The sequence below is a fragment of the Cutibacterium acnes genome (assembly GCF_003030305.1).
Lineage (GTDB): Bacteria > Actinomycetota > Actinomycetes > Propionibacteriales > Propionibacteriaceae > Cutibacterium > Cutibacterium acnes.
Genome location: NZ_CP023676.1, coordinates 379,857 through 402,974, shown reverse-complemented (window position 1 = coordinate 402,974; position 23,118 = coordinate 379,857). Strand labels below are relative to the sequence as shown.

General features: G+C 60.3%; 26 protein-coding genes and 1 riboswitch. Of the genes, 17 read left to right on the top strand and 9 right to left on the bottom strand.

Annotation, left to right across the window (positions count from 1 at the left end):
• Nucleotides 1-27 precede the first annotated feature (27 nt).
• A complete protein-coding gene (locus CPA42_RS01965) occupies nt 28-633 on the bottom strand; it encodes a hypothetical protein (protein WP_002525210.1) in 606 nt (201 codons plus the stop codon).
• A gap of 139 nt (nt 634-772) precedes the next feature.
• On the opposite strand from CPA42_RS01965, the gene CPA42_RS01960 reads away from it, so the two are divergent.
• Nucleotides 773-1,258 (top strand): CarD family transcriptional regulator, encoded by a 486-nt coding sequence (locus CPA42_RS01960; RefSeq protein WP_002517055.1) that lies wholly within the window; start codon nt 773-775, stop codon nt 1,256-1,258.
• 83 nt (nt 1,259-1,341) lie between these two features.
• Here CPA42_RS01960 and CPA42_RS01955 read toward each other — a convergent pair whose 3' ends face one another.
• Nucleotides 1,342-1,635, bottom strand: coding sequence for a PTS sugar transporter subunit IIB (locus CPA42_RS01955; RefSeq protein ID WP_002517094.1), 294 nt, complete (start codon nt 1,633-1,635; stop codon nt 1,342-1,344).
• Between the two features lie 185 nt (nt 1,636-1,820).
• On the opposite strand from CPA42_RS01955, the gene CPA42_RS01950 reads away from it, so the two are divergent.
• A complete protein-coding gene (locus tag CPA42_RS01950) occupies nt 1,821-2,225 on the top strand; it encodes a PTS glucitol/sorbitol transporter subunit IIA (protein WP_002517227.1) in 405 nt (134 codons plus the stop codon).
• Here CPA42_RS01950 and ispF read toward each other — a convergent pair.
• Both ispF and ispD read right to left on the bottom strand, forming a co-directional pair.
• The gene (gene ispF, locus CPA42_RS01945) at nt 2,172-2,675 is read right to left on the bottom strand and encodes a 2-C-methyl-D-erythritol 2,4-cyclodiphosphate synthase (protein ID WP_002518734.1); all 504 of its coding nucleotides are present in this window, start codon (nt 2,673-2,675) and stop codon (nt 2,172-2,174) included. The genes CPA42_RS01950 and ispF overlap by 54 nt on opposite strands.
• Nucleotides 2,675-3,478, bottom strand: a complete 804-nt coding sequence (gene ispD / locus CPA42_RS01940) for a 2-C-methyl-D-erythritol 4-phosphate cytidylyltransferase (RefSeq protein ID WP_002517178.1) — start codon at nt 3,476-3,478, stop codon at nt 2,675-2,677. The genes ispF and ispD overlap by 1 nt, the downstream gene beginning before the upstream one ends.
• Before the next feature lie 95 nt (nt 3,479-3,573).
• Here ispD and CPA42_RS01935 point away from each other — a divergent pair, with 95 nt between their 5' ends.
• From CPA42_RS01935 to CPA42_RS01925, 3 genes are all read left to right on the top strand, one after another.
• Nucleotides 3,574-3,840 carry an HPr family phosphocarrier protein gene (locus CPA42_RS01935; protein ID WP_002513080.1) on the top strand — a complete coding sequence of 89 codons (267 nt, stop codon included), beginning with the start codon at nt 3,574-3,576 and terminating at the stop codon, nt 3,838-3,840.
• A gap of 4 nt (nt 3,841-3,844) precedes the next feature.
• Nucleotides 3,845-5,518 (top strand): phosphoenolpyruvate--protein phosphotransferase, encoded by a 1,674-nt coding sequence (gene ptsP, locus CPA42_RS01930; RefSeq protein ID WP_002517095.1) that lies wholly within the window; start codon nt 3,845-3,847, stop codon nt 5,516-5,518.
• 75 nt (nt 5,519-5,593) lie between these two features.
• On the top strand, nt 5,594-6,331 hold the full coding sequence (locus CPA42_RS01925) for an SDR family NAD(P)-dependent oxidoreductase (protein ID WP_002517239.1): 738 nt from the start codon (nt 5,594-5,596) through the stop codon (nt 6,329-6,331).
• Nucleotides 6,332-6,353: 22 nt separating this feature from the next.
• Here the strand turns inward: CPA42_RS01925 and CPA42_RS01920 are convergent, their stop codons facing one another.
• Genes CPA42_RS01920 through CPA42_RS01910 form a run of 3 tightly spaced genes read right to left on the bottom strand, consistent with a single transcriptional unit; the run spans nt 6,354 to nt 9,223 of the window.
• Nucleotides 6,354-7,739, bottom strand: coding sequence for a sugar transferase (locus tag CPA42_RS01920; protein WP_002517180.1), 1,386 nt, complete (start codon nt 7,737-7,739; stop codon nt 6,354-6,356).
• 40 nt (nt 7,740-7,779) lie between these two features.
• Nucleotides 7,780-8,721: a CAF17-like 4Fe-4S cluster assembly/insertion protein YgfZ gene (ygfZ, locus tag CPA42_RS01915; protein ID WP_002517076.1), complete on the bottom strand. Its 942-nt coding sequence runs from the start codon at nt 8,719-8,721 to the stop codon at nt 7,780-7,782.
• Between the two features lies 1 nt (nt 8,722).
• Nucleotides 8,723-9,223 carry a nitrobindin family protein gene (locus tag CPA42_RS01910; RefSeq protein WP_002517150.1) on the bottom strand — a complete coding sequence of 167 codons (501 nt, stop codon included), beginning with the start codon at nt 9,221-9,223 and terminating at the stop codon, nt 8,723-8,725.
• Between the two features lie 195 nt (nt 9,224-9,418).
• Between CPA42_RS01910 and dtd the strand changes: the two genes are divergently transcribed.
• Entirely contained in the window at nt 9,419-9,856 is a 438-nt protein-coding gene (gene dtd / locus CPA42_RS01905; RefSeq protein WP_002517054.1) for a D-aminoacyl-tRNA deacylase, read from the top strand.
• Nucleotides 9,857-9,870: 14 nt separating this feature from the next.
• Here dtd and CPA42_RS01900 read toward each other — a convergent pair whose 3' ends face one another.
• Nucleotides 9,871-10,755: an NADase-type glycan-binding domain-containing protein gene (locus CPA42_RS01900; RefSeq protein WP_002518733.1), complete on the bottom strand. Its 885-nt coding sequence runs from the start codon at nt 10,753-10,755 to the stop codon at nt 9,871-9,873.
• Between the two features lie 58 nt (nt 10,756-10,813).
• Between CPA42_RS01900 and CPA42_RS01895 the strand changes: the two genes are divergently transcribed.
• The 10 genes from CPA42_RS01895 to CPA42_RS01845 all read left to right on the top strand — a co-directional run bounded on the left by CPA42_RS01895 (nt 10,814) and on the right by CPA42_RS01845 (nt 22,012).
• Nucleotides 10,814-11,527: a winged helix-turn-helix transcriptional regulator gene (locus CPA42_RS01895; RefSeq protein ID WP_002517181.1), complete on the top strand. Its 714-nt coding sequence runs from the start codon at nt 10,814-10,816 to the stop codon at nt 11,525-11,527.
• 121 nt (nt 11,528-11,648) lie between these two features.
• The gene (locus tag CPA42_RS01890) at nt 11,649-13,754 is read left to right on the top strand and encodes an RNA degradosome polyphosphate kinase (RefSeq protein WP_002517234.1); all 2,106 of its coding nucleotides are present in this window, start codon (nt 11,649-11,651) and stop codon (nt 13,752-13,754) included.
• Nucleotides 13,755-13,761: 7 nt separating this feature from the next.
• Nucleotides 13,762-14,703 (top strand): NUDIX hydrolase, encoded by a 942-nt coding sequence (locus CPA42_RS01885; RefSeq protein ID WP_002517143.1) that lies wholly within the window; start codon nt 13,762-13,764, stop codon nt 14,701-14,703.
• Between the two features lie 172 nt (nt 14,704-14,875).
• Nucleotides 14,876-16,027 carry a phosphate ABC transporter substrate-binding protein PstS gene (pstS, locus tag CPA42_RS01875; protein ID WP_002517082.1) on the top strand — a complete coding sequence of 384 codons (1,152 nt, stop codon included), beginning with the start codon at nt 14,876-14,878 and terminating at the stop codon, nt 16,025-16,027.
• A 108-nt stretch (nt 16,028-16,135) separates the two neighbouring features.
• A complete protein-coding gene (gene pstC / locus CPA42_RS01870) occupies nt 16,136-17,140 on the top strand; it encodes a phosphate ABC transporter permease subunit PstC (protein WP_002517183.1) in 1,005 nt (334 codons plus the stop codon).
• Nucleotides 17,137-18,063, top strand: a complete 927-nt coding sequence (gene pstA, locus CPA42_RS01865) for a phosphate ABC transporter permease PstA (RefSeq protein WP_002517105.1) — start codon at nt 17,137-17,139, stop codon at nt 18,061-18,063. The genes pstC and pstA overlap by 4 nt, the downstream gene beginning before the upstream one ends.
• A gap of 18 nt (nt 18,064-18,081) precedes the next feature.
• Nucleotides 18,082-18,858 (top strand): phosphate ABC transporter ATP-binding protein PstB, encoded by a 777-nt coding sequence (pstB, locus tag CPA42_RS01860; protein ID WP_002513066.1) that lies wholly within the window; start codon nt 18,082-18,084, stop codon nt 18,856-18,858.
• A 226-nt stretch (nt 18,859-19,084) separates the two neighbouring features.
• Nucleotides 19,085-19,972 (top strand): siderophore-interacting protein, encoded by an 888-nt coding sequence (locus tag CPA42_RS01855; RefSeq protein WP_002517083.1) that lies wholly within the window; start codon nt 19,085-19,087, stop codon nt 19,970-19,972.
• A 26-nt stretch (nt 19,973-19,998) separates the two neighbouring features.
• A riboswitch (cobalamin riboswitch) is annotated at nt 19,999-20,195 on the top strand.
• Between the two features lie 27 nt (nt 20,196-20,222).
• A complete protein-coding gene (locus tag CPA42_RS01850; protein ID WP_002518732.1) occupies nt 20,223-21,257 on the top strand; it encodes a FecCD family ABC transporter permease in 1,035 nt (344 codons plus the stop codon).
• Entirely contained in the window at nt 21,254-22,012 is a 759-nt protein-coding gene (locus tag CPA42_RS01845) for an ABC transporter ATP-binding protein (RefSeq protein ID WP_002517171.1), read from the top strand. Before CPA42_RS01850 ends, CPA42_RS01845 begins: the two co-directional genes overlap by 4 nt.
• Before the next feature lie 22 nt (nt 22,013-22,034).
• Here CPA42_RS01845 and CPA42_RS01840 read toward each other — a convergent pair whose 3' ends face one another.
• Nucleotides 22,035-22,220 (bottom strand): hypothetical protein, encoded by a 186-nt coding sequence (locus tag CPA42_RS01840; protein ID WP_002518731.1) that lies wholly within the window; start codon nt 22,218-22,220, stop codon nt 22,035-22,037.
• Here CPA42_RS01840 and CPA42_RS01835 point away from each other — a divergent pair.
• Nucleotides 22,168-23,040 (top strand): ABC transporter substrate-binding protein, encoded by an 873-nt coding sequence (locus CPA42_RS01835; RefSeq protein ID WP_032497223.1) that lies wholly within the window; start codon nt 22,168-22,170, stop codon nt 23,038-23,040. The two genes, CPA42_RS01840 and CPA42_RS01835, sit on opposite strands and share 53 nt — an antisense overlap.
• The last annotated feature ends 78 nt before the right edge of the window (nt 23,041-23,118 follow it).

The window sequence follows — 23,118 nt, the reverse complement described above, 5'->3', positions numbered from 1 at the left end:
CCACGCAGGAATGGTGTATTCGGCTGATCAGGACCGAGCTGACGGAATTCCTGAAGGAGCGTACTCCGCGAAGTCCGGATGGGTGGACGACACAACTGGAGCATCCAGAGTAACTGGCGCTGAGTTCGCGAACTTGATCGTCACCTTGGCCAATAGCCCGTTCGACAGCCCCTCAACGGGGACCTGAAGTTTGGACTGAGTAAGGTTCACCGACGTTTGGGCCGGAAGTTTGACGTTCACCGTCCTCATGGTGAAGGACCGCCCGGATAGAGAGTTGTTCGACGTGAGCGGCTCCCCCGTAATCCCGACAATTTTGTCATCCTTGCGAGAAACAACTGCGGCGGATACACGGGCCTGACCGCCGCCATTGATGAGCACCAGGTTCTGCACTTTGACGGTGTCGGACTTGCCATTGACACCAGCCGCCGGGGTGTAACTGGTAAGGACCTTAGGATCGGCGCCACAAGCCACCACACCAAGAACCCCGACGGCAGCAAGGACAGCAGTCGTCCGGCGACGGTCGATCATCGTGGAATCTCCTCTTCCGGGGCGCATATCGTCGTTGAGTTTAGCCGAGTCGGCGTCCATGAGGGCCTCATCCACTAGAGCAAGGCGACCCGTCGGCAGCGCCAAGGAACCCCGGGTTCATGTGTAAGGCCTTCAACCAATGAGGCCGGCGCGCCGTGACGCTATTGAGGACATTCGTACAAAATTAATATTGACCGCAACTATTATTATGTGATATACTTAACCCCCGAAAGGGGCCGCACAAATGACTTTCAACGTTGGTGAAACCGTTGTCTACCCGAATCATGGCGCTGCCGTGATCGAGGATATCGAGACTCGCACTATTAAAGGCGAGGAAAAGCTCTACCTCGTTCTGAGGATTCTCGGACAAAACGATTTGGTTGTGCGAGTGCCAGCCAGCAATCTTGACCTTGTCGGCGTTCGTGACGTCGTTGATGACGAGGGTCTCGAGAATGTTTTCGAGGTCCTTCGTAAGACCAATGTTGAGGAGCCATCCAACTGGTCTCGCCGTTACAAGGCTAACCTTGAAAAGCTCCACTCTGGCAACGTTCTCAAAGTTGCCGAGGTCGTCCGTGACCTGTGGCGCCGCGAACGTGACCGCGGTCTGTCCGCCGGCGAGAAGCGGATGCTCTCGAAAGCTCGTCAAATCCTGGTGTCTGAGTTAGCCCTCGCCAAAAAGGTAGCTGATGACCGGGCTGAGGAGATGCTCGACGAGGTTCTCGCCTCCTGATTCATTCTCATTGCGAAAACGGGGATTCACCACACTTCGGGTGAATCCCCGTTTCTCATGCCTTGTCGCCTGTCACGGGATCGTCACGATTTCAATGCGTTCGCAATCTCGTCTGCCAACTGCCCTTCATCAACACCGGTAAGGAATGCAACGCCGCGGAACATTTTGACGTTCTCGGTGGGCTGCTTCACTGCGGTCGTTGAGACAATCACATCAGGGCTAAACCTCTCAGCCACCCGCGGAACTTCCGCGACACGGCAGTGCTCCATCCGGGCGTTGATCCCGCGCTCACGCAGCAACCGCTGAAGTTTGTTGGCAACCTGCACTGACGTCGCAGTACCAGTGCCACAGCAAACAAGAATCTTCTTCTCGATCATGGTGACCACTCCTCCTCTGGGAAACCTCATCGTCCCTTGGATGTGGTCTACCAAGGGCTTCTTTCACGATGTTAAACGCGCCCCTTTTAGGGGGTTAGTCCGCTACGATCATGACACCTTAGAAGACTGATGGTAATGATACCGTGCCGTGAAGGGCACAGAGTCCATACTCAAGGGGGTCAGCCATGGCGACTACGTCTAGCACATTGTGGAACGCCGTAGTGCTCCGCATCGGCAAAGGCGCCCAGGACATGTTGGATACCGGAGTCATCGTGCTGTTCGGAGAGCCCGTGCCCGATGCCTTGTCTGATATTTGCGTAGTTCACAATCGCGGTGGTCGTTCCCCGCTGACTCCTCAGCGCGAACTACTACCCGGAGATGTCCTCAACTTCGCTGGCACTCGCTACACCATCGATGAGGTCGGAGAAGCCGCAACCTCAAATCTCAGCGATCTCGGCCACGTCGCGTTGTATTTCAATTCCCCCGACCAATCTCTACTTGCTGGAGCTATCAAGGTGTCCGGGCCACCACCACAGCTACCGGATCAGAGAGTTATCCTCACTTTTGAGCCCTCGAGTGACAAGGGCTGACGCAACCGCTGCTACTCCCTCACCACGTCCGGTAAACCCCAAGTGATCGGTCGTCGTCGCCGACACGGAAACCGGAGCCCCGACGGTTTGTGCCAGGGCGGTCTCCGCCTCGGCCCTGCGAGCGGCCATACGCGGTCTCTGACCAATAACCTGCACCGCGACGTTCTGGACTGTCCATCCTTTCCCGGCGATGAGAGCTACCACATGACCAACTAAGTCGGCACCAGCCGCCCCAGCCCACTGCGGATCTGCGGTGCCAAATACTGAGCCGATATCGCCCAGTCCGGTCGCCGATAACAGCGCGTCGCATATGGCGTGGCAGGCAACGTCACCGTCAGAATGACCGACCAGCCCAACCCTCTCGTCAGGGAAAGAAAGCCCGGCAACATGCATCGGCACGCCCGCGCTTAACTGGTGGACATCCGTCCCGATCCCCGTCCGAATTTCCATCACCGCCGACTCCCGTGACCCAATTTTCTAACAACGGTAGACGGCTTAGCAGCACGCAGCATCCTGCCAATACGACGTCCCGAATGATGCCCGGCACCGGCAGCCGCTTTCGCAAACACCTCTGCGATGTCGAGATCGACCGGCTCAGTGATCTTGAGGGACATCCTGGAGCCTTCGACGAGGGTGGCATGGTGGCCGTATCGCTCACAACACGAAATGTCGTCAGTCACCGAACCGCCCTCGATAGATAGCTGCTCATGACATTCAGTGATGATGGCCCGTTTAAATCCCTGGGGGGTCTGAACAGCACGCAGGGTCGAGCGGTCAACGACCGATGACGTGTCTCCGTCAACCTGACGTATGGTGTCGACCACATCGACCACCGGAGTCACGGCAACAGCACCATTCTCCACGGCCGCGATAACATTCTCGACGACGTATGCCGGAACCAGCGGACGCACTGCATCGTGAATGAGCACCGTTGTAGCGTCGCTCAACCGATGATGTTGAGCGATAAACCTCAGCCCGTTGCGTACCGATTCCTGGCGCGTATTGCCCCCAGTAACGAAGTGAACCGGTATCGGAGATGCAGCTAGGGCTAGCTGTAAGTGGTTGTGCATACCCTCCTTCACGACGACGACGGCCTCATCACAACCGCCTGCGGCTAGGGATTCCACGGCAACAGCGACGACGGCCTTTCCGGTCAGCGAGGTAACTTGCTTGGGAACGGAACCGCCGAACCGTGTCCCCATACCGGCTGCGACGACAACCGCGACGACCGGCGGGGTGTGCTCATCAACCATGGTTGGCACTCTATCGGCCCCGACCCACCACGTCGTATCATCGCGCAGTCGGCTATCGTCGTCCCTGACATTTTCAGCCCACCAAGGAGGCAATCATGCCGAGCCGCACCACCACTATTGCAGCCGAGAGCGGCCTGCACGCCCGTCCCGCAGCTATGTTCGTTCAGGCGGCGTCGAAGTCCGGCCTGGCCGTCAAAATCGGACGCCCTGGCGAAGAGCCGGTGGATGCCCGCTCGATTTTGTCGGTGATGGGGCTTGGCGCCAAGCACGGCGAGACCGTCGAATTGACCGCGGAGGGTGATAACGCCGACGAGGTGCTTGATGCCCTCGTTGCGAACCTGCAAACCGACCCGGAGGCCTGATCCCATGCGGACCCTCTCGGGGCTCGGGGTCTCGGCAGGAGTCGGACAGGCCCACGCGCTTGTCGTCTCCCCCGCCCCCGGACTGCCCGCTTCAGATCCCAGCCGAGGCGCAGAGGCAGACCTGGCCAAGGTTGAGGCCGCCCTCGGCAAGGTTGCTGATCGTCTCGATGAGCGCTCCCTTCACGCCGATCCGTCGGCCCTTGCAGTACTGCAGGCCACTGCCATGATGGCTCGCGATCCCGGGCTGCTTACCAGCGTCAAGTCCCACCTATCCGACGGGCATGGTCCGGCCCACGCGTTGTGGGCAGCCTTCGACGATTTCTGCGCTCAGCTCAGCGCAGCTGGCGGCTATCTCGCCGAACGCGTCACTGACTTGCGCAACGTCCGCGATCGCGCGGTCGCCGTCATGCAAGGACTGCCTGAGCCTGGTGTTCCCTCCTTTGATTCACCAGTGATTCTCGTCGCGGAAGATCTCGCCCCGGCTGACACTGCGACCCTCAACCCAGAGCTGGTCCGTGGTCTCATCACTGCGGCTGGCGGCCCGACAAGCCATACCGCGATCCTGGCCTCCCAGATCGGTATTCCCGCTGTGGTGAGGTGTAGCGAGGCTCGTGACATTGAAGATGGCACTCCGCTAGCCCTTGACGGTGTCACCGGCACGGTCCTTGTCGAGCCCGACGAGGCATCCGTCTCCGAGCTCACCGAGCGTGCCAATCGCCGCGCCGAGGTGTTGGCATCAGCCCCTGACGGCGACGCCACACTGACTGACGGCGAACGCATCCTCGTACTCGCCAACATCGGCAATCCTTCCGACGCCCCCACGGCGAAGAAGAAAGGTGCCGAGGGAGTCGGCCTGTTCCGCACCGAGTTCCTCTTCTTGGACCGGCAAGACGCCCCCACTATTGACGAGCAAACTGAGGCGTACGCCACCGTACTTAAGACCTTTGATGAGGGCGCCAAGGTTGTCTTTCGCACTCTAGACGCCGGAGCCGACAAGCCGTTGGCGTTTGCCAACCTGGGCGCTGAGGAAAACCCGGCCCTAGGACGTCGTGGGCTGCGTCTGTCCCAGGTGCGCACCGACCTCATCGACGCCCAGCTGGAGGCACTCGCCAAGGCTGCTGAGCAGACAGGTCGTGACCCGTACGTGATGGCCCCGATGGTCGCCACGAAGGCAGAAGCCGAGTGGTTCTCCTCCCGTGCCCGTGCCGCAGGTATCAAGACCGTAGGCATCATGGTCGAGGTGCCCTCGACGGCTCTACGGTCGTCCCAGGTACTGGAACCGGTAGATTTTGCCTCCATTGGCACTAACGACCTCACCCAGTACGCAATGGCCGCTGACCGCCTGCAAGGCGAGTTGGCCGAACTTTTGACGCCGTGGCAGCCCGCCGTCATTCAGCTGGTTAAAGCCACTTGTGATGGAGCCGGCGAGCGGCTTATTGGCGTGTGCGGAGAGGCTGCTGGTGATCCTCTGCTGGCCTTGGTCCTCGTGGGCGTCGGAATTCGTTCGCTCTCGATGGCCGCCGGCAAGATCACCGCCGTCAAGGCGGCCCTATCTCGTCATAACCTAGAGCAGTGCCGCCGAATTGCCGACGCCGCTCTGGCCGCTTGCAGCCCAGAAGAGGCCCGCACGGCCGCCCTGAAGCTAGCTGACCCGAGTGTCGAGGTTCTTGTCAGCTGATACACGATCCTCAATCCGCTAAAGCCCCCGCAGAGGGGGCTTTAGCATGCTCCGCAGGGGGAGGACAATAGGGCCATGACTAAAACTGCAGTGGTCACAGGAGCGAGTTCGGGAATCGGCGCGGCCACGGCCCGCGCTCTAGCGGGCGATAGCTGGCACGTCATCTGTGCAGCCCGCCGAGTCGAGCGCATCGAGCCACTCTCCGCCGAGATCGGTGGGCAAGCCGTAGTATGCGACGTGACGAGCGACGAGTCTGTCACCAACCTCGTCAAGACTGTCGGCGGCAAGGTCGATCTCCTCGTCAACAATGCTGGTGGCGCCGTCGGTCAAGAACCCGTCACTGAGGCTGACCTCAATGCCTGGACGACGATGTACCAAACCAACGTGCTAGGCATGGGGCAGGTCACCAAGGCTCTCCTGCCCGCGCTCGAAATTGCTGAAGGCACCATCATCACCATCACCTCCACCGCCGCTGAATGGGGCTACGAGGGCGGTGCCGGATACTGTGCTGCTAAATCTGGCGAGAGAGCTGTTGTCGAAGCCCTGCGCCTAGAACTATGTGGCCATCCGGTGCGGGTGTGCGAGGTGAGCCCCGGCATGGTGCACACCGAGGAGTTCTCCCTGGTGCGTTTCCACGGCGACCAGGCCAAAGCTGACAAGGTTTACCAGGGGGTCGACTCTCCCCTGGTCGCCGCTGACATTGCCGAATGCGTACGTTGGATCTCTGGGCTGCCCAGCCACGTCAACATTGATCGAATGATCGTCCGTCCTCGCGCCCAGGCCGCCCAGTACAAGGTGGCACGCGAATCCTGATTCAGGAGGACTCCCCTGCCCGTCAGTTCAGCTGCTGGACCTCCGCAGGCAGGTGGATGTTCTCGTCGGGCTCAGCTGTCTCGTCAACACCTCGCGAAGAGACCTTGTCGAAGAGGATCTTGATGGTCTGGATCATGATCTTGACGTCCAGAACAAGTGAGTACTGCTTGATGTAAATAAGATCGAAGTTGAGTTTGGCGGCGAAGTCTGAAGCGTATTTACCGTAGACCTGCGCGTACCCGGTGATGCCAGCGCGCACGTTGTGCCGCAATGTGTAGTGGGCGTTCTGCTCTTGGAACTGGTCGACGAAGAAGGGTCGTTCGGGGCGAGGACCGACGATCGACATGTCGCCGATGAGCACGTTAATGAGCTGCGGGATCTCGTCGATGCGCAAGCTACGCAAGTATTTGCCCACCGTGGTCACGCGCGGGTCGTTGGTAGTGGCCAACATGGGGCCGGACTCTTTTTCGGCCATCACACCCATAGAACGGAATTTGAGGATCTTGAACTCGCGCCCGTCCTTAGTGATGCGGGTCTGACGGTAGAAAACCGGACCGGGAGAGCTGGCTTTCACCAGGATCGCGGTGACGAACATAATTGGCGACGCGACAACCAGGGCGATTAGCGACAGTAAAATGTCAAAGAACCTCTTGACAATATCCATTTCTGCCGGAATCTTAAATGGGCTCGCAGCAATGATCGTCTCATCTTCAATCGACATTATTGTCGGATTGATGAGCATCATATGCTCAAACGAGGTGGACATGAAGATTTCCTTATCCTCACTCAGCAGCAGATCATAAATAGCGACTCGCTCAGAGGAAGGAATATCGTCAGAAACGTGGGCAGTATCAAACTCGTTGATATGAGATCGAATCTGCTCCAAGTAGTGGCCACGCACCACATGAGTAAGGCGATGACGGGTCGCCTTATTCGCCATGTAGTTCATGACGGCCCGGTTAAGCATCTCAGGAGGACCGAGCAACATCACCCGCTTAGCCCCTCGTAGATGGCGATAGGCTACGACCTCGACACTGCGCCACACAAGGAGCAAGACGATGCCGACCACCAAGTTGATGAGAAGGACCGACCGCGGGAAGGCAAACCATCGCCCAAAGAAGGTCAACGCCATAATCACGATAGTCACCATGACCTGGTCGACAACCGTGATAATTCCTATATCTAACAATGTCTTGTTATACAGGACGTAAACACCAGACAAGACATTGATAATAAGGAACGCAATAACCGACGCCATGAGCGCGGCTTTTCCGTCATCTAGATTTCGCTGCGGAATGACCATTCCGAAACGCATCCAGAATGACAAAAAGATGCCGACCACAAAGACGATGGCGTCAATGAGGACCGTCACCAATTTCTGGGTGCGGTTGAAATAATCCTTCTTCACGTACTTCCTCCTCGACCCTGGTGGGCACAGGGGAACAGACTCACACTACCGGGCAGACGTGCAAGCCAACTTCAGGATCGACGAGGGGCTGCTGACCCGCCGCGATCCCGTCGACTTCCAGCTCCAGACCGACATCGACACCACGACGCACTAGGGCCAAACCGATCGGACCGTCGACGCCATGGTTGGCGGACGACCCCATGGCCCCGACCCGACGCCCACCAGCGTGGATGTCGGCACCGACCTCGGGAAGTTCGGCGCGGGAGCCGTCGAGCTGCAGCAGAGTCAACCGACGCGGCGGGCGCCCCAGGTTGTACACCCGGGCAACCGTCTCCTGGCCGCGGTAACACCCTTTATCCATATGAGTGCCGTAGAGACCAATCTCATTAGGGATGGTTCGATCGTCGGTATCCAGCCCAATCCGCGGAATGCCGGCAGCAATCCGTAACGCCTCCCAGGCCAGCACCCCGACCGGATCGGCATCCCCAGGGATCTCGGCGTCAACGGGCAGGATCACCTCGTGTCCACCGGCCACCTCCGAGTCGAGGACCACGCCATCGGAAACGGCGACGTCATGGCCGAACCATCGGACGGTCATGTCCGGGCGCAACGCAACTTCGACCCTCATCATGAAGCGCATGGAGTCCAGCCACGCCGCCAGATCAGCCCCGCGACCCGGCTCCGTCCAGGCCCAAAAGGTCTGGCCATCATCAACGCCGTGCAAGACGTGCTCAACATGGCCGGTCGGCGATAATACGAGGCTCGTCGTAGTGCGCCCCGGTTCCATGCCGTCAAGAAACTGTGACGTCAAAGAGTGCAGCCAGCCCAGCCGGTCGACACCGGAGATTGCCAGCACCTCGCGATTGGATAGCTCGACGCTCCCACCTCCGTCGACCATCAGGCGCTGCTCAGCGATCGGGTTCCTCATGTGGGAGACCAGACCGGTGTCCGGACCGTCGGTCAGCAATACCGGATCAGACATCTCAAGACCTCTTGAGGCGAGCCCACATGTAGGGCTGCAGGGGGGCATCGACGGTGGCCCGGTCGAAGGTCCATAACAGATCGCCTTCGACCTGACCATAGAGACGCTGCCCGCCGGTGTAGGGCACCAGGGCCTCCTCAGTACGAGCCACCGCGTCGGTGACCAGCTCGATCTTGGCGCCGTCGATGTTCCCGGTCCACACCTCGGCCCAGCCCTCCGGGGCAGCCATCAGGACATCGACCTTGCGAGTGTCGACGTTGGGACGCCAGAAACCGGTCTCCATACGCAACGGTGCGGCCGGGGTGCCGTCGGGATTCATGGTGAACGTTTGGCAGATGTAGTGCAAGTAGTCCCCACCATTGTCAGTGAAGTCGACCTGGCACCCGAAACTGAACTCACCGTCGTCTGGAGTGTTTCCGTGTCCCTCCCCCTCCCAGTGGCCGATCATCCAGGCCAAGGGCATGAGATCACGATTCAGGTCGTCAGGAATCTGGAAAGGCATGGGTCCTCGTGTCGTCGTAGATTTTCGGGAAAGACGGAGCGATGGCCGTGCTCAGCCTCGCCAAGCTGCGATCAGAGCCCTGGTCACAGCAACCAGCGGTAACACGGCACCCACCACCGCAACGGTCACCAGAACCACAAGATCAGCTTCAGCCACGTCACGATTCTACGAGGTCAGCTGCGTAGACTCGATTCCATGCGGGTCGTCATACAGAGAGCAACCAGTGCCGAGGTCGTCGTCGAGGGCCGGACGGTCGGGTCACTGACGACTCCCGGGCTGGTGGTGCTCGTCGGGGTCACCGGTACCGACACCGCCACCACGGCCGAAAAACTGGCCGAGAAAGTGTGGGGGCTGCGCATCCTGTCCGAGGAGAAATCTGCCAGCGACCTTAATGCCCCGCTGCTCGTCGTCAGCCAGTTCACCCTCTACGCCAGTACCCGTAAGGGGCGCCGCCCGTCGTGGAGTGCTGCGGCACCCGGGCCGGTGTCCGAGCCGCTGGTGGACCACTTCGTAACCCACCTGCGCAGCTTGGGAGCCCACGTCGAGACCGGAATCTTCGGTGCCGATATGAAGGTGGGTCTAGTCAACGACGGCCCGATGACGATTCTCATCGACACCGATGATTGGCACTGAACAATCCGTACAACTCAAGATTCCTCGTACAACTGCACCGATGAGATGAGCACCGAGTCCCGGGTGGGCTCGCCGAGCGAACCGGGTTGGGTCGACGCGATGATGGTGAGGGTGATGTCCCCCTTGACAGTACGTGGGGCGATCATGACCTTCTGCAGATCTTGATCGTCATCGGTGAAATCCTGGTTGAACCACGTCCCGTCAGGCATCGTCCAACGCACCGTGCGCACGCGGCGGTATTGCGGATAGAGGTCGACGTTTCCGAACACCTTCGCATAGCCGTTGATCATCCCCACACCAACAATCCGGGAGGGGTGGGGCAGAGTGAGGGTGATCTGCTGACCCTCGCCCGAACCGTTGCACCGCCACGCCGTCTCCGGCTTGTCGTCGACCACGTACTTAGCGTCATAGCGAACCAATTCATGCCGAGAGCCAACCGCAGGGTCGGACACGCACGATGCCGTGGCTTTCACACCGCCAATCGCCTTGACCTTCCCTTGGTATGGCATGTCTGCTGTGGAGGTCGACGCAGGCACCAAGGCCCTAGGGGCGATTTGCGCCGCGCCGGTGCTGTCACGGGACTGGGTGATGAAGGTACCTAGCACCAATCCGACGACTAGCGCAGCCGCCACCCCCAGGATCCAGATCGGGAAATGCCGGTGATGTGAGGACGCCGAGGCGCCAGTAGCACGGGCGTGACCAACCACCACACTCGGCCCGGTGTCATCGGTCAGGACGCGAATTGTGCCGCTAGTCGTTGAGGAGATCGGAGTCTCCTCGGAGTCCGCATGACGAGAAGGCGGATTTTCGTTTTCTTGAGGCCCCTCAACGCTCTCCGCCGGACAGGGTTCGCCCGGCCCGGACTCCTCCTCATCCGGACGGAACCACTCGTCAGGCATCCTCGTCACGACACAAATCGTAGTGCCGATATTGTGAGACGGCTCGGTCCCCCGTGGGATGATGGGATGCGACATCGTTGACGACATGATCTCGAACAACGCGATTTCAGCATGGGAGGGCATCCGGATGGCACGACTGTCCTTGCTGGGTCCGTTAGATGCCCCGCTACCTCAGGCCTTGGAACTGTTACCGCACAGCATCTCTCGCTACGACGACCTGAAGGAATGCATGTCTCATCTGGAAGGGGTCGACGTCGTGCTCGTCGACTGCCACGACGAACCGGCCAAGGCGCGCGAGGCTTGTCTGCGGCTGTCCTGTCACGAGAGACGAGTGCCGGTCCTGCTGTTGGTCGGCTCCGACACTCTCTCGGTCATCAGCCCCGACTGGGGAATGGACGACTTTCTGTGCGATTCGGCAACCCCATCGGAAGCCGAGACCCGGCTTCGCTGTCTGTTTACGATCCAGGTCACCAACCAGCTCGTGGCCGGACCGTTCACCGTCGACGAGGACGGGTACACAGCAAGTGTCGGGGACAAGGACCTTGATCTCACCTACACCGAGTTCGAGCTGCTGAAGTACCTCGTCGGACACCCCGGTAGAGTACTTACCCGAGACCTCCTGTTGTCAGACGTGTGGGGTTACGACTACTACGGTGGTACCCGGACCGTAGACGTCCATATCCGTCGTCTGCGCGCCAAAGTCGGCCCAGAGTACGAAGGCCACATCCAAACGGTGCGGTCGGTGGGCTACCGATTCCAGGCGGAACGTTAAATTCGCTCGGACGGTAGGGCCAACTGAAAGTTGCACGCCCTGCAAGCGGGCTCCGTCCGATAGATTGAATGCAGCTGCGCTCACCCGATGGTGAGCGGACGAATCTCCAAGGAGTGTGTCCATGGCCAAGAAGCCCACCCCCGGGACTTCCCCGTCTTCTCCCGACGAGCTGCCGGAGGGTCGCTACAGCGATCGTGAGCTATCGTGGCTCGCCTTCAACGAACGGGTGCTGGATCTTGCGCGCGATACCGAACGCATCCCTCTGCTCGAGAGAGCGAAGTTTCTGGCCATTTTCTCGTCCAACCTCGACGAATTTTTCATGGTGCGAGTCGCCGGTCTCAAACGCCGTATCGACGCTGGAGTCGCCGTGCCTTCCGTCGCTGGGATGCTACCTCGTGAGCTCCACGATGCCATTCTGGCCCGCACCCATGACCTAGTTTCTGAACAATCTCGGGTATTCGCTGAGGAGGTGCGCCCCGGGCTGGTAGATGAAGGCATTGAGATCCTGCGTTGGGCCGAGCTGTCCGATGATGAAAAGGGCCGCATGCGCACCTTGTTCTCGGAACGGATTTTCCCCATTCTTACCCCCTTAGCCGTCGACCCATCCCACCCCTTCCCGTACATTCGCGGCCTATCGATCAACCTGGCCGTCATGCTGGCAAATCCCATTACTGGCGCAGAGCAGTTCGCTCGGGTCAAAGTGCCGTCGGTGCTGCCTCGGCTGGTCAACCTGGGCGAGGGACGATTCCTTCCGCTAGAGGAAATCATCAGTCGTCACCTCGACCAACTGTTCACCGGCATGCACGTGCTGCAACACACCACCTTCCGCGTCACTCGAAACGAAGACCTCGAGGTCGAGGAGGATGACGCCGAGAACCTGCTGTTCGCTCTCGAGAAGGAGCTGCTGCGCCGCAAGGTGGGCCGCCCTCCGGTGCGATTGGAGGTCCAGGACGACATTTCCGCGGAGATGCTCGAGCTACTCACCCGTGAACTTGACATCAGAGACAAGGAGGTCTTCCGGCTGCCGGCCCCACTGGACCTGACCGGCCTGTTCTCGCTGGCCGACGTCGACCGCGACGATCTGTCCTACCCGAACTTCCTGCCCATCACGCATCCGCACTTGGCCGAGGTGGAGACGGCTCGCCCAGCCGACATGTTTGCCGCGATCCGTCGTCGCGACGTGCTCGTCCATCACCCCTACGACTCCTTCGCCACCAGCGTGCAGCGGTTCATCGAGCAAGCTGCTCAAGACCCCCAGGTGCTGGCCATCAAACAAACCCTGTACCGCACTTCCGGCGACTCCCCCATCATTGACGCCCTCGTCGATGCCGCCGAGGCTGGCAAGCAGGTGCTGGCGGTCGTGGAGATTAAGGCGAGGTTCGACGAACAGGCCAACATCACCTGGGCCCGACTGCTGGAACGGGCCGGAGTCCACGTCGTTTACGGCATGGTGGGCCTCAAGACCCACTGCAAGTTGGCCATGGTAATCCGCGACGAGGGCGAAGGGTTGCGCCGCTACGCCCACATCGGCACCGGAAACTACAATCCCAAGACGGCTCGCCAGTACGAGGACCTCGGTCTACTAACCTCCAACCCGATCATTACCGAAGACGTCGCGAGGCTGTTTAATCACCTATCCGGGATGACGGCTGAGAAACGTTACCGCCGTCTCCTGGTAGCCCCTGAAAGCATCCGGAGCGGCATCATCGACGCGATTGAGCGCGAGATCGACAATAAGAAGGCTGGGTTGCCTGCCGGAGTGAGGATCAAGGTCAACTCCATCGTCGATGAGCGCGTCATCGACGCCCTTTACCGCGCCTCCCGCGCCGGTGTTCCAGTAGACCTGTGGGTACGTGGTATTTGCTCTATCAGACCGGGGGTTCCCGGGCTCAGTGAGAACATCCGGGTCATCTCTATCCTGGGCCGGTTCCTAGAACACTCCCGCATCTTCTGGTTCGCCAACGGTGGTCGCCCGATGGTGGCAATCGGCTCAGCCGATCTCATGCACCGCAACCTGGACCGCCGGGTAGAAGCCCTTGTCGGCTTGTCCAACAAGCAGCACGTGGCGGAGGTTGAAGAGATGTTCGACATGGCCTTCGACCCAGGTACGGTGTCGTGGCACCTGCAGGATCGCACTTGGACCGAGGTGTCACGCGGACCGGACGACATCCCCCTAACTGACTTACAAGAAGAACTCATCCGACGCACCCGCGACAGGAGGCGGTGAAACCGAGATGGGGGGACACAAGGGGCCTATCCAGGCAGCTGGCGCCGTCGTACTACGCGACATTGATGACGGGGCTCGTGAAGTACTCGTCGTCCATCGTCCCAGTTACGACGACCTTTCCCTACCTAAGGGAAAACTCGAACCTGGCGAGGATCTTCCCACCACTGCAGTGCGCGAAGTGGCCGAGGAAACCGGCATTAATATCCGGTTGACGATGCCTCTGCAACCCATCGAGTACACCGTCAAATACTCCACACGTGACGGCAAGCCAAAGTCGCGCGCCAAAGTCGTCTCCTGGTGGCTAGGGGTCGCCATCGGAGGGTCCATTGAGAATGCGACAGCCAGTCCTGAGGAGATCGATGGCGCCTTCTGGATGCCAACCGACCAGGCTCTTGAGCGCCTCACCTATCCCACCGACGTCCAGGTGCTCGAGGAGGCCCTCGACTTGCCGTCGACGTCAACAATCATCCTGGTACGACATGGCAAAGCTGTCTCACGCAAAGAGTGGAACTCCCGTAAGAGACACGGTAAAGACGCCACACGCCCGTTGGAAAGGCGCGGTCGCCGTCAGGCCAAGGCCTTGGCCGACTTGCTGAGCGCCTTTGGGGTGGCCCGCCTTGCAAGCTCATCATCGACGCGATGTATGCAAACTCTTCAGCCATATGCCGACACCATTGGAGCGCAGATCACCGGGCTTGATGCTCTGAGCGAGGAGACACACGAAGCCGACCCCCACAAGGCGACGTCAGCTATGAGAAAAATTATTGGCCGCGCGTTGGCAGACCCCAACCAACCAATTGCCATTTGTGGCCATCGTCCGGTACTGCCGACGATGCGAGACGCCCTTGGCGGGGCGAATCGCCCTATGTCAACTGCGGAGTGCCTGATTGTTCACCTCGATGAAACGGGACGCACAATCCGCCAAGAGTGGCACTCATCACGGTACTAAACCAGCAGGTCACAAACTGCGTCTTAGGCGATTTCCTTCGGTCAAAGTGGCGACGGTGTTCACGTTGCGTTCACCTTGACGCGATCCCTGCGACATTTCCAAACCCTAACGTCATCCCTGTACCAAGGACCGCAACGGCGGCCCCAGTACATCACTCGAAGAAGGATGTGCCGTGAATCGTTTCGCCAAAATCACTGCCCTGGCTGCTATCAGCGCCATCTCCCTCACCGCTTGTGGTGCCAATGGTGACAAGGGTTCCAGTTCTGCCTCGTCCTCCAAGACCACCTCGACTGCCAGCTCCGCCGCCCAGCCCAGCGATTCCTCGGCTGACGCTGTCTCGTTCAAGCCCGCCTGCCCTGGTGGCAGCATCTCCGGTGCTGGTTCCTCGGCTCAGCTGAACGCCATCAACCAAGTTATTTCCGGCTACAAGGCTGCCTGTTCCTCAGCAACCGTCAACTACTCCCCCACCGGCTCCGGCGCTGGCGTGAAGTCCTTCATCGGTAGGCAAACCGACTGGGCCGGTTCTGACTCCGTCCTCAACGCTGACAAGGGGGAGCCTGATAAGGCCAAGCAGCGCTGCAACGCCGACCCATGGCACCTCCCGATGGCTGCTGGCCCGATTGCCGTGGTCTACAACGTCGACGGCGTCAAAGATCTAACCCTCTCCACCGCGACCCTCGCCAAGATTTTCTCCGGCGCCATCACAAACTGGAACGACGACGCCATCAAGAAGGAGAACCCGAAAGCCGCGTTGCCGTCGGCCCAGATCGAGGTGTTTTACCGCAAGGACGAGTCGGGCACCACCGACAACTTCACCAAGTTCCTCAACAAGGCGGCCGGTGACATCTGGACTGAGAAGCACTCCAAGACATGGAAAGGTGCGGGCAAGGGCGCCGATAAGTCGGCCGGCATCGCCCAGGCTGTCAAGAGCACCAAGAACTCGATCTCGTACGACGAGTGGTCCTACGCTACAAAGAACAGCCTCGACATGGCCGCCATCGATAACGGAAACGGTCCGGTCAAGCTGACCGGTGAGTCTGCCGGTAAGGCCGTCTCGGCCGCTAAGGTCGTCGGACAGGGCCATGACCTGCAGCTCGAGCTCCAGTACAAGAACACCCCGGCGGGCGTGTATCCGGCCGTTCTCGTAACCTACGAGATCGCTTGTTCCAAGGGCCAGGACTCCGGCAAGGCCGCGCTCTTGAAGGACTTCCTGTCCTTCTACGCTTCTGAGAGGGAGCAGAAGAAGATCCAGGACCTTGGTTACGCTCCGCTACCCTCCGACGTTGCTTCGAAGGTTCTGGGTTCCGCCCAGGCCCTCTCCTGATTGACTCTCTGCCCGGGGACAAGCGCCCCGGCGCGCCGGGGCGGGAGGACGCCAGTCGTCTTCCCGCCCCTCACCACAACACGACCATGATCGCGACGAAGGAAGCCCATGGCTGAAACCACATCGCCGGCACAGCGGAAACTCACGGCGGCATCCCGCATGAAGCCGGTGTCGCGGGTCGGGGACACGATTTTCGCTGGCGCCTCGTCGGTTATTGCCATAGCCCTGGCCATCATCGTCATCCTGATGTTCGTCTTCCTCATGAAGACGGCAGCCCCAACATTGTTGGCTAACACCGATAACTTTTTCACGTCCCGGGCTTGGACAACGGATCAGAACCCGCCGGCCTTTGGTATCCAGGCCCTGCTATGGACGACAGTCATCTCATCCCTGCTTGCCCTGCTCATCGCAGTGCCACTCTCGGTGGGCATCGCTCTGTTTATCACCCAACTCGCACCCAGGAAGCTCGCTAGCCCGGTCGCGTTCGTCGTCGATTTGCTGGCGGCAGTCCCCTCGATCGTCTTCGGTCTGTGGGGCGGCATCGTCTTCGGATCGTCGGGAATCATCAACGGTTTACGCGGGGCCATAATCAAAGCGCTCGGCTGGATTCCGATCTTTTCCGAGGATCCGTCGTGGTCCTCGGCTACTGGCACGGTCTACCTTGCCAGTCTCGTCCTGGCCATCATGATCCTGCCAATTATCACTGCTGTTAGCCGCGACGTCATGGCCCAGACGCCCCATGATCAAGTCGAGGCCGCGCTCGCCCTCGGATCGACGCGCTGGGAGGTCATCAAGCTTGCAGTGCTCCCCCACTCGCGGTCCGGCATCATTTCCGGATCCATGTTGGGTCTAGGACGCGCCCTCGGCGAGACCCTGGCTGTCACCCTCATCCTGCAGACGATGAGCCCCATGGCGCTCAAACAGAACCTCAACCTGTCGATCTTCGTCGGTGGTGAGACATTCGCGTCGAAGATTGCCGGTAACTTCTCCGAGGCCATTAGCGATCCCACCTCGCTGGGTGCCCTCGTGGCGTCGGCCCTGGCCCTGTTCGTCATTACCTTCGTGGTCAACGCGACTGCCCGGTTGATTGCGGCGAAGGGGGTTAAGCGATGAGCGCCACCACCCCTGACCACATCACCCACCATGGCGACAACACGCCCGGACAGCTAGATCTCTCCCGCCCGTCTGGTAAACGGACTATCAAGAGCGGCTGCGCCTCAGCATTCATGATCGTGGCCACCGTACTGGCTGTTATCCCACTGGTCTGGCTGCTCTTCGCGGCCGTCCGGCGCGGCATCGGATCACTATTCCACGCGTCGTGGTGGACCCACTCGATGGATCCCTCCTTCGACTTGGCCGAGCAGGGCGCCATCCACGCTATCGTCGGAACCCTTGAAATTGGCCTTATTACATCGATTATCTCGGTACCGATCGCTCTGATGACCGCGATCTTCCTAGTCGAGTACGCCCGCGGAACTAAGATCGCCAAGGTCATTAGCTTCGCCGTCGACGTGCTAACCGGTGTACCTTCAATCGTCGCGGCCCTCTTCGTCTTCGCCGTAGTCGTTACCACCTTCGGTGGCACCCAATCCGCGTGGGCCTCCTCGTTGGCCCTCATGATCCTCATGGTTCCGACGGTGCTGCGATCAACCGAGGAAATGCTCAAGCTCGTGCCAGACTCTTTGCGTGAGGCCTCCTTCGCCCTGGGCGTCTCTCAATGGAAGACGATCATGAAGGTCGTCTTGCCAACCTCCATGACTGGCATCCTCACCGGTATCGTGCTGGGCTTAGCTCGAGTTATGGGCGAAACGGCTCCGCTGATCGTGTTGCTGCAGTTCAACACCGAGTTGACCTTTAATCCGTCAACACCAAACTTCGCGACGCTGCCGACCGTCATCACTAACGCTTACACCCAGGGCGGCGTCGATACCCCGGTGGTGTGGGGAGCCGCTATTACCCTCATCATCCTGGTCATGGGACTCAACCTCATTGCCCGTCGGATCTCCCGCCGCTACATGCGCCGCATGGGCAAGTGACATGAAAGTGAGCTGCATATGGCAAAGCGCATCGAGACCAAAGACCTCGACATTTACTACGGGTCCTTCCACGCCGTCGAGTCGGTAAACCTGATCGTCGAGCCTCGCACTGTGACGGCCTTCATTGGCCCGTCCGGGTGTGGCAAGTCGACGGTGCTGCGGACCCTCAATCGCATGCACGAGGTCATTCCAGGTGCCTACTGCACCGGCAAGGTAGAGCTCGACGGGGTTGACCTGTACGGCAAAGGCGTCGACCCGGTAGCCGTGCGACGCAATGTTGGCATGGTCTTCCAGCGAGCCAACCCCTTCCCGGCAATGTCCATCCGAGATAACGTCGTAGCAGGGCTGAAGCTCAACGGCGTACGTGACAACAAGTTACTCGATGAGGCTTGTGAGAAGTCGCTACGCGGCGCCAACCTGTGGGACGAGGTCAAGGACCGCCTGGAGCGCTCCGGCGCTTCCCTTTCGGGTGGCCAGCAGCAACGACTGTGCATCGCCCGAGCCATTGCCGTCGAGCCCGAGGTCCTACTCATGGACGAGCCCTGCTCGGCCCTGGACCCGATCTCGACCCTAGCCATCGAGGATCTTGTCAGTGAGCTCAAGGAGCGCTTCACCGTGGTGATCGTAACCCACAACATGCAGCAGGCTGCCCGGGTCTCTGATCAGACCGCCTTCTTTAACCTGAAAGCTCAGGGAGAGCCCGGTCGTCTCGTCGAGATCGACACCACCGAGCGAATTTTCTCCAACCCAAAGGAAAAAGCCACTGAGGATTACATCTCGGGCCGCTTCGGCTGAGAGACCTCGACAGCTCCATCACACCGCTGCGTTTCAACCAGCATGGCAACGAATGTCTCCGCGCTGACCTGACCGGCTTCCCCTTGCTCGATTCCTAATCTTAGGGTTGACTAACAGCGCCAGCACTCACCGGAGCTGCTCGCTGAACACCGCTGCCCCAGGATCATTAACGATCCGGAGACCGCCTCACCGATCGTCATTCCCCTCGAAATCCTGGAGACCCACCATGGCTGAGTACCGTCCCTACCTCATGAGGTTGTCGTCGCGAAGCCTCGTCGAGCCCAATTTCATCCGACTCATTCTCACCGGCGACGAGGTGCGATTCCCCCAGCCGTGCCTTGACCGGCGGATCAAACTGCTGTTCATCGGGGAGCATCCAAACCCGGCGCTCACCGATCCCAAGGTCGGAGACGGCTGGTACCAGCTCTGGCTCGACGATCCCGCCCGGCCCGAGATGCGCACGTACACCGTGCGCCGGGTGATAGAGAACGGCATCGTCATTGATGTCGCCTGCCACGACGGGGACGGCCCGGGGCACAGGTTTGCCACCAGTGCTCCGTTGGGCAGTCAGGTACTCGTCATCGGGTTGGACGCCACCGCCCCAGGAGCAGAGCAGACCGGTATCGATTTCCACCCCGGGGATGCTAAACGGCTGCTGATCCTGGGTGACGACGCTGCTGCACCCGCAGTGTGCTCGATCCTGGAGCAACTGCCCACCCATGCGGCAGAGGTCGAAGCCGTGGTGGAGGTACCACAGCTGGCCCGGAAGATCGAAGCCGGCCCGGACGGCCACTGGACCGACTCGCGCGGCAATCGGATCAACATTAGGTGGCAGGAGCGGTTAGGCGAGCGAGGGGACCGTCTGGCCGAGGCCATCGAGGACCACCTGCATCGGTTCCCATTGCCGCGCTGCCAACAGGACTCTCCTGAGGAGGGACCCGACGATCTGTTGTGGGACACCCCTGCTAGCCCGCCGCAAGAGTTTTACTCGTGGATTGCCGGCAAGTCCACAATGGTGCGCCGCCTGCGACGGATCCTCGTCAACGATCACGGCGTCGATCGTCGTCACATCGCCTTCATGAGCTATTGGAGACACGGCAGCGCGGGGATGTGAGTGCGCCGGTTCAGCCAGATGAGGTAGTACTAAAGGCCAGATGAGGTAGTACTAAAGGTTGTGCTAAAGTACCGCCGTCCGATGCAGGGAACCCCGTGAGAATCGGGGACTGACGCGCAGCGGTAACGCAGACGGGCAAGTAGCAAGCCACTGGGAACAACCCGGGAAGGCGCTCGTTCGGATGATGCCAAGTCCGAAAACCTCCCGGACCACACTTACCCGACGGCCGCGCGACTCGGCCCCAACGAGGATGGCTTTCTTGGTTCGATCCCTGCATCGCCGCACACCAGTGCGATTCATTCTGCTGGTGGCGTTGCTCGTCCTCACCCCAGTGCTGTCTATCGCCTTCGGCGCCGCCCCAGTGCCCATAGGCCAGGTGCTCGGGGTCTTAGCCGATCACTGCGGACTACCAGTCCACCTCTCCTGGGACTCCATCACCGATGCCATCGTCTGGCAGAACCGAATGCCACGGATAGTCACTGGGCTGGGGGTAGGAGCGATCCTGGGAGCGGCCGGGGTGACCCTGCAAGCGGTGGTACGCAATCCGCTCGCTGAGCCGTATGTGTTGGGAGTCAGCGCCGGAGCGTCGTCGGGGGTTGCCACAGCAATCATCCTCGTCGGTATCTCCTCAACTTTCGGAGTGGCCGGCATGGCGTTTCTGGGAGCTCTTGCCTCAACCGCCATCGTGTTGTTCATGGGCGGCGGGCGCAACTCGTCGACCCTTCGCCTCATCCTGGCCGGACTCGCAGTGGGATTCGTGTTCCAAGCTCTCACCAACTTCATTATCTTCTCGTCCGACTCTCCCGAGACCGCCCGGGCGGTAATGTTCTGGACCCTCGGCGATCTGTCCCGGGCCAGCTGGGCCCAAGGGTGGACGAGCATCGTCGTGGCGGTCGTGCTCTCTATACTCTTGTGGATCTGTGCTCCGTGGCTCGACGCCCTGGCCTCCGGTGATTCCACAGCTACTGCAGTGGGAATCGACCCAGCGATGATCCGCGTTCTGCTCCTCGTCCCCGTTTCGGCCGGGGTCGCGATCGCCGTCGCGATTTCGGGCGGGATCGGTTTCGTCGGGTTAGTGATCCCCCACCTCATGCGCTCCTTCATCGGACACGGCCACCGCCGTCTGGTCGTCTCCTCAGCGATTACAGCAGCGATCTTCCTGGTGTGGGCCGACACGTTTTCCCGCACAGTCTTCAGCCCGGCGGAACTGCCGATCGGCGTCATCACCGGTCTACTCGGCGCACCCTTCCTGCTCGTACTCGTAAAGAGGGGGACGTTGGCATGATCAATGCCTCTCAGCTGGTAGTCCGACGCGGGCAACGAATCGTTTTAGAGAACATCGATTTTTCCGCAGGCCAAGGGGTGACGGTGGGGGTCGTCGGCCCCAACGGTGCCGGAAAGTCCACGTTGCTGTCGGCCCTCTATCGCAACGTCTCGATCGCCTCGGGGCAGGTCACGGTCAGCGACCACGATCTAGCCTCGATGAGTCGACGGGAGATCGCCCGCGAGGTGGCCGTCGTCTCCCAGACCCCCGATCCATCCTTACCACTGACAGTTCGAGACACCGTTGCCCTCGGTCGACTGCCGCACCGGTCCCTCATGGGATACGGGGACGCTGCAGATCGCAACATCGTCGAAGAGGCCCTAACCCGTACCGACCTCACCGACCTGGCTGACCGACTCGTCACCCAACTGTCTGGCGGGGAGCGTCAGCGGGTGCTCGTCGCTCGGGCCATTGCCCAACAAGCCGGCCATCTCCTTCTTGACGAACCCACCAATCACCTTGACATCGGCCATCAGTTCGCCCTGCTCGACCTCGTCCGAACCATCAAGGCAACCACCGTCATCGTGCTACATGACCTCAATCTGGCTGCCCGGGTATGCGACCAGCTGGTGCTCCTCGCCGAGAAGCATCTGGTCGCCACCGGCTCCTGCGAAGACGTCCTGCAGCCCGATCTGCTCTCGAAGGTCTATGAGGTGAACGTCGAACGGATCACCCACAACGGCCACATCCATCTTTTGTTTAACCCACCACGATGAAGGAGAACATCATGTCCACCCCTCACACTCGCCGTCGCGCGACTCGCATCACGGCAGCAGTCCTCACCGGCCTGTGCGCGATATCTATGAGCGCCTGCGCCGGATCATCGACCGAGAAGTCGTCCTCGTCCAGCTCGGAGCCAGCCCGCACTGTCATGAGCTGCAACGAGAAGCTCACCTTCACCAGCGTTCCCAAACGAGTTATCATGCTCGGCGACACCGACGCCTCCACCATGAATGCTCTCGGGGTGCTCAACCATGTCGTCGCACGGGCCGGTCGGATCAAGGAGGGGGCCTACGACGCCAAGACCCTTGCCAAGCTCAAGGCCATCCCAACAATCGCCTCGCAGGAGCTGAACACCGGCGGTGTCAAAGTGTCCACCGAGACGATCCTGGACCAACACGCTGACCTCGTCATCGGTTACGACACCGGGGTCGACCGCGACGCCCTGCGCAAGTCCGGCGTCAAGATGTACAGCACCGACGCCATGTGCACCGACAAGAAACCGCCGGCTCCCGCCACCTTCTCCCAGGTCAAGGACGAGGTGACCAAGGTCGGACAGATTTTTGACGTTCCGGATAAGGCAAAACAGGTCAACAAAGAGCTCGACGCCAAGATCTCCACAATCCAGAAGCAGACCGCTTCTGGGGCCAAAGCCAATGCCGTCGCCCTGTACATCACCCCGGGTAGCACCGAGTTTTACACCTACGGTTCTTCGAGCATGATTGAACCGATGTTTGCCGCCAACGGTCTGCGCAATATGTACCACTCAAACACCACGCGGGTCTTCGACGCCGACATGGAGGACCTCCTGCATAAGAACCCGGAGTGGATTGTGCTGTTGGCCGGTGCTGGCGCGATGTCGAAGGTGGAACCGACCTTCCTATCCTTCAAAGGAGCCAAGGAGCTTAAGGCCGTCAAGAAAGGTCACGTGGTGACGATGTCCTTTGCGCTGACCGATCCCCCGACCCCGCTGACGATCACCGGCACCGAGAAGCTGCACGATCTCATCAAGGACAAGAAGTGACCACGATGAGTTCATGAGGGCGCACCGTCTCTCATCCCCGAGTGCCCGCAGCGGAGCATTCGGGGATGCGGGCGGCGA